This is a genomic window from Streptomyces sp. 13-12-16, from assembly GCF_002114215.1.
In the GTDB taxonomy this organism is placed as follows: domain Bacteria; phylum Actinomycetota; class Actinomycetes; order Streptomycetales; family Streptomycetaceae; genus Streptomyces.
Window position 1 is genome coordinate 1 of the sequence record NZ_NCTE01000581.1, and the last position, 12,094, is coordinate 12,094.

Sequence of the window (12,094 nt, forward strand, 5' to 3'; positions counted from 1 at the left end):
AGCCACCGGCGAGCGGCCGGCGCCGGAGCCGGTCGCCCGCCGGCGGACTCCCTCCACCGTCGGCGTGCCGGCCGACGAGGATGCTCCGACGGGGGCCCCGCTCGTGCGCGGCGCCGTGCCCGGTTCGGGCGGAAGGGCCTCGGGAGCTCGCCGGCGCGGGCGCAACTACCTTCCCCGCGACCTGCCGGACTTCATCGGGCGGGAGGACGAACTCGCCCGGTTGACGGCCGCCGCCGCGGAAGGGGGCGTCGTCTGCACGATCGACGGGATGGCCGGGGTCGGCAAGACGGCGTTCGCCGTCCATGCCGGGCATGTGCTGGCCGAGCGCTTTCCGGACGGTGTGCTCTTCGTCGATCTGCAGGGGCACAGCCCGGGAAAGGCGCCGCTGACCGCGAACGAGGCCCTGGAAGTACTGCTGGGCCAGCTGGAGGTCGAGGCGCCGGGCGACGCCCAGGCCCACTGGCGGGCACGGACCGCGGGCTTACGGCTCCTGCTCGTTCTCGACAACGCTGTCGACGAGACGCAGGTGACCCCGTTGCTGCCGGCCGGCGCCGGTCTCGTGATCGTCACCAGCAGGGCCAGGCTGTCGGCGCTCGCCGGGGCACGGCCCATGTCCTTGACGGTCCTGCCGGAGAACAGGGCGACGGAGTTCTTCGCGCGCCTCGTGGGCAACGACAGGGCGGCCGCCGAACCGGACGCCGTGACCCGCGTCGTCCGCCTGTGCGCGGGGCTGCCGTTGGCACTGCGGCTGTCCGGCGCCCAGTTGGCCCACCGCACCGCGTGGCCGATCGCCCATCTGTCCGGTCAACTGTCCAAGGAGCGTGAGCGGCTGCCGAAGCTGTTCGCCGACCGGGAGGTGGCGTTGGCGTTCCGCATGTCCCACGAACAGCTGGCGCCGGCCGACCGGACCGTCTTCTACGCCCTGGGGCGGCATCCCGGTGTGGACGCGGACGCCGAGGTCATCGCGGCGATGGCGGACATGCCGACGGCCCGGGCCGACGACTGTCTCCAGCGGCTGGTGGACGCGCACCTGGCCGAAGAAGCCGTCGTCGGCCGCTACCGGCAGCACGACCTCCTGCGCCAGTACGCCCGCGGTCTGTCCGAGGACCCGCGGATGACCGAGCGGATGCTGGACCACTACCTGGCCGCCGTCGCGGCCGCGACCGCCCGCCTCGACGACGGGAGCGCGGACGCCGGGGCCGCACGCGCCTGGCTGACGGCGGAGAAGGGCAACCTGTTGGCCGCGACCCGGTGCGCCGCGGCGGAGGGACACAGCGACTACGCGTGGCGGCTCGCCATTTCCTTCTGGCGTTTCCTCGGCCGGGACCTCGCCGGTGATCCGATCGAGTTGCTCGAACAGGGGGTGTCCGCCGCGAGGGAGGCGGCGGACGGCGGCGAGGCGATGCTCAACACGCTGCTGGCCCTGGCCCACTGGTCGGCCGGCCGTGTCTCCCTCGCCCACGACCTGCTGACGGCCTCGGCGCGCATGGAGGGGAACACCGAGTTCCATGCGCACAGCCTCGCGCTGCTCGGTCTGATGCGACTGCGCGGCGGTGACCACGCGGGGGCCGAGGAGTATGCGGAACGGGCCTACGCGGAACTCGGGAAACTCCCCGGTCTCTCCCCTCTGGGACTCGATGCCAGGATCATCACCCACTGGACCCGCGGCGTGAACCGGGTGCTGAGAGCGGAGAACCACGCGGCGCTGCCGTATCTGCGCGCGGCCCACGCCGGGTGCGAGGAGCTGGGACAGGCCAGTCCCAACGACCACGTGGTCACCGCCCTGGCCAGGTGCCTCATCGCCCTGGGCGACCACGAGGAGGCCCTCGGCCACCTGCGCCGGGTACGAGAACTGCGGCAGCGGATCCATGACAAGGAAGGCGAAGCCGAGGCGCTGACCCTCATGGGAACGGCGCTGCGTGCTTCCGGGCACGCCGGCGACGCGCTGGAACTCCAGCGCGTCGCCGCCGCCCTGCTGGACGGCGACACCCGGCTCCAGGCCTACGCACGCGTCGAACTCGGCCGGACCCTCATCGCACTCGGACGCACGGCCGAGGCGATCGGGCAGTACGAGTTCGCCCTCACCGTCGCCGACGAGGGACACCATCTCCACGAGCAGGCCCAGGCACACGGCGAACTCGCCCGGACACTGGCCCCGGCCGACCCGGAAGACGCCCGGCGGCACGAGAGGACCGCGGCCGACATCTGCGTCCGGCTGGACCTTCACCGTCCGATGTCACTGCCCCACTTGCGCCCCGCCGGCTGGTGACACCCGACTTCGGCCTGTGACCACGAGCGCGCCCCCGCCGGGGGTGCGTCGTTCCCTCCACCGCTCCCCGGGCGGATTCAAGGTTTTCCGAAGGTTCGCCGATGCCGCGCCCGGCAGTGTGGCACCACGTTCCCGGACGTGAGGAGGCAGAACATGCCACCTGGTGGGGGTGGCGCGCTCGGCCGCTCCGGCGTCGTGAGCCGACGAGGGGCCGACGGGCCGACCAGGGGGGACACGGGAGCGTCGTCCGGGCGGGACTCCGCGGGGGAGGCGCCCGCCCGGACGGGACAGCCGCGTTCCGTCGGCCGGGCCTCCCGCAGCACCGGCCCGTGTCATCGCCGGTGACCCACTTCCAGCGAAGGGATGAATTGCATGCGCATGCTCACCCGTTCAGCCGTGGCCGCCGTCGGCGCCGCCGCGACCGTCCTGTTCTTCTCGACCTCGGCCCATGCCGACGCGGTGGTGTCCAACGGCTACGCCTACGGCGGATTCATCCGGTACGGCGACAAGATCTGGGTCGAGCACTACGAGCACCGCAGCAGTTCCGTCGAGTGGTTCACGGATTACGGCCGCTCGGGCTCCTGCAGCGTGACCACACCGGAGGTGGAGAAGACCTGCAACTACAACATGCGTGAAGAGGGAACGATCACCCTCTGGGTCTGCACCACGGGCCCCGATCTGGGCAACGACGAGTGCAGTGTGCCGGTGACCGATCGGATCGGCGACTGAGCCGTGCGGTGCTGCGGCCGTGGGGGACGGGGGCCCCACGGCCGCAACCCACTGTTCAGGAAGGGGTGTTCACCCGGCCGGCCCGCGCGGTGTCCGTCACGGCCCACACCGTCTTGCCGGGGCCGCCGCGGCGGTCGGTGACGCCCCAGTCGTCGGCGAGGGCGGCGACGAGGAGGAGGCCGCGGCCGGACACGGCGTCGGGGTCGGGGGACGCGGTGGTGGCGGGCCGGCGTTCTGCGCGGGCGTCGGACACCTCCACGCGCAGCCGCGTGCCGCCCGCCTCGGTGGCCAGCCGGACGTGGAAGTCCCGCCCGGGGAGCCGTCCGTGCTGGACGGCGTTGGCGCACAGCTCGGCCGTGATGAGGGTCAGTGTCTCGTTGACGTCACTGGTGTGCGGGTGGCCCCAGGAGTCCAGGCAGTGCGCGACGAACAGCCGGGCCAGCCGGGCGCCGCGCGGGGTGGACGTGAAGGCCATCGCGAACTCGGTGGCGGGCACGGGGAGGAGGGAGAGCAGCCGGGGCCGCCGCGGGAGTGGACTGTGCATGCCGCCAGCGTGGAGGCAGCGACGGGCGTGTCACCAGCGCCGACGCCTGTACGGAGGCGGGCTGTACATGGGGGCGGGGGGAGTGGTCCGGTGACATGACATGAAACTGCGTCACATACCGTTACCAGTAACGGTGTTGCCCCTATGGTGGATCCCTGGAGGGATGACGTCTAGGGGGACGGCATGACGGCGACCGCGCCAACGGGTGGAACACCTGAACCCGCACCGGAGACCGGTGCGAACACCACGGGCGGCACCACTCCGCAGCAGCCTCCGGCGGCTGCTCCGGCCGGGGAGAGCGAACGCGGGCAGGGCTTCTGGTCGATGGTCGCCGAGGCGTGCGGGGTCGCTCCCGGCTCGCCCCTGCGCAAGCGCCTGGTCACCTTCCTGGTGCTGGCGCTGGTCGCGTGCGGGGCCACTTTCCGCGAAGCCGTGTTCGACTTCGTGCTCAGCGACCAGCGGACGGCGCAGGCGAATGATTCGAACAAGAAGTACGACGCCGAACAGTCGCCCTTCACCGTGTCCGTGCGGCCCGAGGAGAACGAGCCCAACGAATGGGTGATGGTGCTCGACCGGACGCTGACCGATGACGAGATCCGGAAGATGCAGGGCAGCGAGGACGTCTTCTCCTATCTGAAGTCACTGGGCGGCCGTCCGCTCGCCTACGCGTCGTTCCTGGAGCACGCTCCTGAGCGGTACGCGCAGCTGACCTCCAGCGGGAACCAGGAGCTCTCCGACACCTTCACCATGACCGTGCTGAGCACCCGGCAGAACTCGGTGACCGTCAACGACTGGAAGGTCACCGATCTCACGTGCCGGGAGAGCACCGCGCAGACGATCGTCGCCCTCCCGCCGCAGGGCGGCGTCACGTACGAGGGTATCCGGCTCCATCTGCCGCCCCGCGCCGGCGAACCGGTGCGCACCGACGACGAAGACGGCCAGGGCGAACCGTACTTCGCCGGGGGCCTGATCGAGGTCGGGGGCGGGCAGTCCGCGGGCGCGCTCCGCGCGGAGGTCATCGCGCCGCCCGGGAAGGTGTGCGAGTGGGGCATCAAGCTCCGCTACAACGACAACTACGTGCCGGACGGGCGGTGGGTCCAGGTGAGGAACGGCAAGGGAGAGCCGCTCCGCATCCGTTCGGAGTCCATTCCGGCGCATCCCCGGCAGAAGTGGGTCTTCGGGTCCGTGCCCTGGACGGCGTGCCACGAGAAGTCCCAGGAGGACATGTGCCTGGGGGTGTGAGCGGCAGGGGCGCGGCCCTCGTCGCCGCGCTGGCCGTCGTCGTGTGCGCACCCGGGTGCACTTCTTCCGCACCGCCTGAGAAGAGGGAGAAGCCGGAGTCGTCCCCCTCGGCGCCGTATCGGGGGAACCGCGGATACGACCTGCCCGACGACCCGTTCACCCGCGAGGGGACGGTCGTCACCGCGACATGCAGCATGGGCGCCCGGTACGCCGGAGTGAACGTGGAGGCCTGGGACGCCGAGCGGTGGGAGCTGCGGGGGACGCGGAACTTCTTCATCCCCGTCGACACCGCGTTCAGCAACGTTTCCGGTGTCAAAGAGGTCAACAGCCCTCTCGTGGAGCTCTGCGGAGTGAGTCGGTACAGCCCTTCGCCCTACGAGGTGGATGACCTGGAGTACGTGACTCCCCGGGTCCGTGCCCTGTTCGACCTCGCCTTCACGCGCATGGCGGTGGTGCTTCGCGACCCGGACGACGCCGGGACCAGCCATGTCGGCTACGTGGAGAGCGGCGGCAACGCCGACGACTTCGTGCGTCTCGGTGAGGGGGCGGGGGCCGACGAGCAGAACGCCGTCATGTCGCCGGACGGGCGTGCGGTGTGGTTCACGTACCGGACCGCCGAGGGTGAGTACCGGATCGGTTCCCGGCCGGCGGAGGGGGACCACCGGCTGTCCGACGAGGGCCCGGCGAGCGGGCACGAACTCCCGTTGGTCGTCTCGGGCAAGCCCGCGGTCGCCGTGCAGGCGAACATGGTGCGTCTCGCTCCGAGCGGTCGGCGTCTCACCGCGACGGTGCCCAAGCTCTTCGGGCACGTCTTCGACACGCTGGGTTCCACCGGGACGCTGACGGCGAAATCGGCGCGTTCGGCCGTCCTGCTGAGTGGGTGTCTCGGGATCGTCGGCTGGGTCGATGACAAGCGGGTGCTGTGCCGCAACAAGGCCGGTTCCTTCCGGACGGTGGATGCGCGGTCCGGTCGCGCGGAGGGGGCCACGGTCGCCGTGGTGCGCGAGGAGGAGGGGTTGGCTGCTCAGGGGATGGTGGTGTCACCGGACGGTGAGAAGTTCATCGCCGCGGTGCACCTGCCCAACGACCGGTCCGGGGACCGGGGCGGCTCGACCGACTTCAGGGTGGTGTCGACGTCCGGGGAGGGGCCCGCGACTCCTGTTTTCCCTCGGGGCTTGAGCAACAACAGTGTGTTCGTGGAGTGGTGGTGAAGCGTGTACCGGCGCGTTCTGTACGTGGGGAGGGCGGGCGCGTGTAACCGGTGCGGGGGAAATGGGGCCGAGTGGCGCGAAACGTACGGTGCGTGTCTCTACCGTGAGCGGTGAGTGACGGACGGGCGCGTGAGGTGAGGGCACCGGTGACTGCGACTCACGGTGAGAGTGAGACGGGCATCCTGCGGTGCTTCGGGCAGATGCTGCGGTTGCTGCGGACGAGCAGGGGGCTGGCGCGGGCGGAGTTGGGCGCGAGGCTCGGTTACGGCGAGGACATGGTCGCGTCGGTGGAGTTGGGGCGCGGATTCGAAGCCGGAGTTCATCGAACGGGCGGAAGCGGTGCTGGAGGCCGGCGGGCTGCCGGCGGTGATGAAGGAGGAGGTGGCTCGGGCCCGGTATCCGTCGTTCTTCCGGGATGCGGCGCAGTTGGAGGCGGAGGCGGTTGAGCTGCATGGGTACGCCAACCAGACTGTGCCGGGGTTGTTGCAGGTCGAGGAGTACGCGCGGGTGGTGTTCGAGATGTGGCGCCCTCTCCTGGAGGAGGAGACCGTGAACCAGCGCGTGGCGTCCGGCTGGCTCGCCAGGAGTTGTTCTCACGCATGCCCGTGCCGACGATCAGCTTCGTCATCGAGGAGAGCACTTTGCGTCGGCCGCTGGGAGGGAGCGCGGTGATGCGGGCGCAACTGGATGCTCGAGACGATGTGAGTCTGCATGGCTCCCCGCGACGGTCGGCACTTCTCTCGGAGAAGTGCCGACCGTCGTCTCGAGGAACGGCGCTCAGGCCTCACGCTTCGCGGGAGGAGTCCAGCGGCCGGCGGCGATCTCCTTGTCCAGGCGAGCTTGGAAGTGCGCGTGCGCGGCACGCATCTCGGCCTCGCGGTCCGCCTTGTAGAAGGGTGCGGTGTAGCCAGTTGGGGGCGGGGTGGTATCTGGACTCTCCAAGTGGGCGAGAAGGTCAAGATAGTCCTGCTTGGTCTGGCTGTGGCCGTGGGCATAGGAGTCCGCCGCAATTCGCCGCCCGTTGGCGTCGAAGTGCATGGCTGTTTCCCTGTCAGCGAGGACCGCATAACGAGATCTGTAGATCGCTGCAAGCTGGTCGGCGGTGATGCCGAGCCAAACAGAGACGAGTGCGTCGATTTCTACCAGTGCGGCTCGGCGCTCGTACTCGGTACGCAGGGGAGTGTCGTACTCCCAAGCTGCGGTGAGTCCAGAGGCGAGCGGATTCAGATGCGGCCAGTCAGGATTGGCCCAGTCCTCGTAACCCGCCCAACGGGGGTCGTAGAGCTCTTCCCAGAGGGGGGAGTAGTGGTTCGTGAGGGCATTCAGGCGGAGGGTGCGGAGGAGGAGAGCCGAGGCGAGAGGATGGTCGGGGTCCGGAGCGGGCATCCGCACCGCATCGGCCGTATGGAAGTTCGATTTCCCCGTAATGCGAAGGATGTAGTCGATTGGAATGGCAGTCCAGAATCCTGCAGTAAGTGCTGTCATTCGGTTGCTGTGCAGGAACATGCTGGACACGGAATTGATGTGAGCAGGGCCGGGCGGGATAAGGGCGGCGAAAAAGCTGCGTTCCGTATTGAAGGGGATCATCATACGCCAGACCACACGGAAGTAATCCGTGTATCGGCGGCCCTCGGTGGGATTCCAGACGTCCTGCGCTGAAAGGTAGTCCTCCCTGGTGCATGCGCGGATGTAGTTAGTGCGGGGAAGCATGTCGGCTGGAAGGGTGCTCTGGGGGAGCGTTTCCCAGTCGTTAGTGCTCCGGCATGGAATCTTCGGCTGCTTGTTGAACGGGGTCGCGCCTGTGAAGTGAGGGCCCTGAAGAATTAGCTCGCTGGGACTCGTGATGTCCGTAGTGGCCCAACGGATGTAACCATCCTTTTTTCCGTTGGTCTCGTCGTAGCCACGGCTGATTTTCGGGGAATTCTGTCCGACGCGATTGGAGAACTTCGACAGAGCCGCGATAGCCCCCTGTTCGTCTTCTGTGACCGGGGACAGAAGGGGGGCCTCCTGATCGGACAGGTCGGTATCGCCTGACAGTCGATTCCATCCGGCCAGTCGCTCCCCGTCGACTGGAACAAGCCGGGCGCGATGGGGGCGAAGGTCCCACTTGCCCCCGTGTTTGATGCCCGGCGGAGCGCCTTGACCGTCATGTGTCAGGGACCCGATGAGTGTTGCGGTTGAATACAAATGACTGAGGTGCGTGAAGTTAACTTGCTGCAAGCGGCCATAGATATGGACTCCGAAAATGGTGGTGTCGCCAACCGGCCGAGGGAAGGCCCAGTTTGAACCGTTTACGAAGCTGGCATGGATTCGCAGATGTTGATAGGTGGCCTTGCGCAGAAAGGCCTCCTTCTTTCCGCTGAAATGCGTATCCGGGTGAATTAGACCCGTTGTGCCCGCTTCTGCCGCGGAATCCCAGACGCGGCACATGAAGGCGCGATATAGGTCGGGCTGGGTTCCTTCCAACAGCGGGTACGTTGTGGCGTTCGAGAGTGAGGAGACCAACCCGACGTTGCCGGCCAGCTCATTCAGAAAATACATGCCCGCCCGGGTGTCCTCCTCCAGCAGCTCTGACTTGCGCAGCCGCCATTCGGTCACCCCTGGTTTCTCTGCCAGCATGAACCACGGCTCGTATTCCGCGAGAACCGTGTCCTCCTGCCACCGAGGTCGCACCCAAGGAGGATTCCCCACCTGCAGATCAAACCCGCCTCGCGCGCCGAAGACGTTGCCGAACTCCAACTCCCAGTGAAAGAACCCCTGCCGCTCAGCCACATCCCGAGCGACCCCCGCCCACGGATACCGCGACTCCAGCGACGTGAACCGCTCCATGCCCATCCACTCGGGCAACTCGTCCTCGTACCGCTCCAGCTCGTCCAGCGTGTCGAACTGAGCCACCAGCGAGTCGGCAGCGACATCCTGCGTCCCCAACAACGACTCGGCGAAGTCCAACCAGTCATCCAGCGAGGCCAGCGCAATCACAGCCCGCCGCTCACCGCGAATCTGCTCCTTGCGGCTGCCGCCCCGTGCGGCCTTCGACTTGACCGCGACGACCCGGACGTCGCCGAACAGGTCCTCCGACTCGTACGTCTCTTGCGCAGGCGCACCCGACTGACCCGGAACCGAAGCCGGCGCCGCCGACACCGTCCACCCCGCCGCCTGCGAGGCGACCTCCACCGCCCGCGCGTACGCCTCGTGCGACCCGTCCAGCAGCGCGGCCTCCTGCACCGGCCAGAACCACAGTGCGCACCACGCGTCCATCAGCGTCTTCAGGCGCCAGTACGGGGTGTCGACGGCCTCCAGGTCGGCCTTGACCTTCTCCCTCGGCACCGCGACCTCGGGCGAGCGCAGCCAGCCGTCCTCCGCGCCCCACACGTCCACCCGTCGCGAGATCTCCCGCTCGGAGATCTCCAGCCGACGCACGACCAGCCCCCACAGGTACTCCGCCCGCCGCGCCAGCCCCTGAAGCCGCTTGGTCTGCGCGGTGCTCGGCGACTTGGTGATCGCCTTCCGCCACGCACCCAGCGCCTTCGCCTCCGTCGGGGCCAGCGCCCTGGCCTCCTTCTCGGCCGCGACCGCGCCCCACTCCTTCGCCGGAAGCAGGAAGTGGTGCACCGCCCCGTCAGGCAGCGCGGCCCCCGCCACCGCCTCCGACAACGGGAAGCGTTCCGGAGTCGTCCCCAGCCAGCCGCCCTTCTTCAGACGCTCGGCGGAGTACACCTCCCGACGCCCGCCGATCAGCGAGTTGCCGCGCCGCAGGTGCAGGCCGAACCAGGGGGCCTCCATGCCGGGGTGCATGGTGTTGAGCCACAGCGAGACCTCCGCCAGCTCCACCGCCGTGTTGTTGAGGTCGACGCCGTAGGAGTTGTGCAGGGCGACGTACGCCTTGGCCTTCTGGAGCTCGACCGCGTACTTCTCGGTGTCGATGGCGACGCCCAGCTCGTCCTGGCGGCGCCGCAGGTACTCCGCGGCGACCTGGTTGATCGCCTCGTTGAGGAACGCGCCCGAGCCGAGCGCCGGCTCGCAGATCTTCCAGTCCAGCAGCTCACGCGCCTCGGTGACCGTGTCGTCCTGGTCCAGGCGGTGCTGCAAGGCGAGCTGGACCGTCACCCGGGTCAGCGACTCCGGCGTGTAGTACGAGGCCGAGGTCTGACGGTCACGCCCGGACAGCCGGTAGACGAACGCACCCGGCGCGTACCACACGCGCTCCTCCACGCCCGTGTCCTCGTCCTTGTGCCGGACGAACACGCTGTCGGGATACTCGTCGGCCTTCGTTGCAGGGACCAGCCAGGAGCCGTCCTTCGGGTCGCCGTTCTTCGCGACCTCATACAGCTTCTCGCCCGCCACGAAGCCCGAGTACGACATCAGCCCTTCGTACACGGCCCCCAACTGGTTGATCCCGAGCTGGGCATACGAGATGAACCCACCGCGCTCCCTCTTCTTGCCCCGCGTGAGCATCAGCAGCCGCAGCACCCGGTACAGCGTCTCGTTGCGCAGCCGGGTGTCGATGAACCGCTCCCCGCCCTCGACCTCGCCCTCGGCACGCGGGTCGGGGACCGCACGCGCCCCGATCAGCCGGATCGCCTCCGGCTCGAACAGCTTGGAGTGCAGCGGCTCGAACCGCAGCCCCATGTCCTCCGACGTCTTCGCCGTGACAGCCTCCGACGCCTCCGCGTCCACCCCGTGCGTGCGGCGCGGCCGGTAGCCCTCCTGCACCTTGGTGAACAGCAGGTCCAGTGACTCGTACAGGTAGAAGCCCTTACGGGACTTCTCGTCGACGAGGTCCCGCTCGGCGATCAGCTCGCCCAGCCGGCCGAGCCCGTACCCCATCTGGTACTCGGGGTAGTCCGAGGGCAGGATGCCCAGCTCCGGGCGGGCCTCCGCGTACAGCAGGAACAGGATCCGGTACAGGTACCGCAGTGACTCCCGCGTCAACTGCCGCCCCAGCTCAGGAAGTTCCTTGACCTCCTCCGGACGGACACCGCCCTCCCGGATCCGTTCCAGGACCTCGTTGGCGATCAGCTCGACGCTCAGCCGCAGGCCGTCCCGCAGCTCGCTGCTGACGCCCACCGCGTGCTTCGTCGACTTGTCGACCAGTGTGGCGAGGGGGTTCTCCCCGCCCTCCGCCGGCGTGCGCAGCGAGTCCGCGCCGAACAGCGCGGCCACCGTGTCGAGTTCGCCACCCGCCTTGGTGTCGTTGCGCTCCAGCGCCGTATCCAGTGATACCGCCAGATACCGGCCCTCACCCCACACCGCCCGGTCCGCGAGCACGACGACACCGCCGACCAGCAGCAGCACATAGCGCGGCGCGTCCTCGCACGCGAACAGGAACGAGGCGAGCTTGGACCCGGTGACGACGGTGTGCTGACCGTCCAGGCGCAGCTCGTCCAGCAGACGCCCCGCGCCGTCCGGGTCCAGCGCGTCGTCCGGCTCGGCCGACCAGCCGCAGTCCAGGGCGACGAGGTCCTTCTCCGCGTGCGCGACCGTCACCTCGTGCGACTGGTCGGCGCGCACGACGGTGAGCGTGCCCGGCTTGGCGTCGAAGCCGAGAGCGCGCAGCACCTCCGCGTTGAGCGTGCGGACGCGGTCGCGCCACTCGGGGGCGCCGTACGTCACGGCGTCGTCGCCGGTCGCCGCCCGCTCCTCGTCCATCGTGAAGTACGAGCGGGCCCCGAAGTAGGTGCGGCGCAGCGCCCGCAGGCCCGCGCGCGGGGTGACCGGCAGGGCGCCCTCGGGCCGCTCGGCGCCGGCGGCGTCCTCCTCGCGCTGCTTCCACTCGGCGAGCAGACCGGACTTGAGGTCCTTGGGGAGGACCTCGGCGAGGTAGTGCGCGGAGAAGTAGTCGCCGCGGTTGACCAGGGAGTCGAACGTCATCGTGAGATACCTATGGGTGGGTCGGTCAGGCGGCGGCGTGGGCCGGGGCGAGGACGGCGAGGACGCGGAGCATCGGGCGGCCGGTGGTGAGCAGCGAGTCCGCGAGCGAGGCGAGCCGGTCGCGCGTGGCGGTGGGCGCGGTGCCGCCACCCGCCGTCAGCGTCGGCTGCTCCCACGCGCCCAGGCGGGCCTTGTACTCCTCGATGGGCGCCCGCAGCGGCTCGTCCC

Annotated in this window: 7 protein-coding genes and 1 pseudogene; 5 read left to right on the plus strand and 3 right to left on the minus strand. The window is 69.3% G+C overall.

Going from position 1 to position 12,094, the window contains the following annotated elements:
* Window positions 1–2,269, plus strand: a 2,269-nt coding sequence (locus B7767_RS23195) for a tetratricopeptide repeat protein (protein WP_085573893.1), incomplete at its 5' end; no start/stop codon positions are given.
* 372 nt (window positions 2,270–2,641) lie between these two features.
* Window positions 2,642–2,998, plus strand: a complete 357-nt coding sequence (locus B7767_RS23200; RefSeq protein ID WP_143652601.1) for a hypothetical protein — start codon at window positions 2,642–2,644, stop codon at window positions 2,996–2,998.
* Between the two features lie 55 nt (window positions 2,999–3,053).
* Here the strand turns inward: B7767_RS23200 and B7767_RS23205 are convergent, their stop codons facing one another.
* Entirely contained in the window at window positions 3,054–3,542 is a 489-nt protein-coding gene (locus tag B7767_RS23205) for an ATP-binding protein (protein WP_085573895.1), read from the minus strand.
* A 183-nt stretch (window positions 3,543–3,725) separates the two neighbouring features.
* Here B7767_RS23205 and B7767_RS23210 point away from each other — a divergent pair, with 183 nt between their 5' ends.
* From B7767_RS23210 to B7767_RS49120, 3 genes and pseudogenes are all read left to right on the plus strand, one after another.
* Window positions 3,726–4,784 (plus strand): hypothetical protein, encoded by a 1,059-nt coding sequence (locus B7767_RS23210; protein ID WP_085573896.1) that lies wholly within the window; start codon window positions 3,726–3,728, stop codon window positions 4,782–4,784.
* Window positions 4,781–5,995, plus strand: coding sequence for a hypothetical protein (locus B7767_RS46535; RefSeq protein ID WP_085573897.1), 1,215 nt, complete (start codon window positions 4,781–4,783; stop codon window positions 5,993–5,995). The genes B7767_RS23210 and B7767_RS46535 overlap by 4 nt, the downstream gene beginning before the upstream one ends.
* Window positions 5,996–6,364: 369 nt before the next feature.
* A pseudogene (locus B7767_RS49120) lies at window positions 6,365–6,624 on the plus strand (Scr1 family TA system antitoxin-like transcriptional regulator); the annotation flags it as partial.
* Between the two features lie 148 nt (window positions 6,625–6,772).
* On the opposite strand, the gene B7767_RS23225 reads toward B7767_RS49120, so the two are convergent.
* Window positions 6,773–11,866 (minus strand): restriction endonuclease, encoded by a 5,094-nt coding sequence (locus B7767_RS23225; protein WP_085573898.1) that lies wholly within the window; start codon window positions 11,864–11,866, stop codon window positions 6,773–6,775.
* Window positions 11,867–11,891: 25 nt separating this feature from the next.
* Window positions 11,892–12,094: hypothetical protein (locus tag B7767_RS46540; RefSeq protein WP_179167252.1), on the minus strand; the 203-nt coding region annotated here is incomplete at its 5' end.

Coding starts and splice junctions, on each gene's coding strand:
- B7767_RS23225 (WP_085573898.1), bottom strand. CDS start 11,866: ATGACGTTCGACTCCCTGGTCAACCGCGGCGACTACTTCTCCGCGCAC.
- B7767_RS23210 (WP_085573896.1), top strand. CDS start 3,726: ATGACGGCGACCGCGCCAACGGGTGGAACACCTGAACCCGCACCGGAG.
- B7767_RS23205 (WP_085573895.1), bottom strand. CDS start 3,542: ATGCACAGTCCACTCCCGCGGCGGCCCCGGCTGCTCTCCCTCCTCCCC.
- B7767_RS23200 (WP_143652601.1), top strand. CDS start 2,642: ATGCGCATGCTCACCCGTTCAGCCGTGGCCGCCGTCGGCGCCGCCGCG.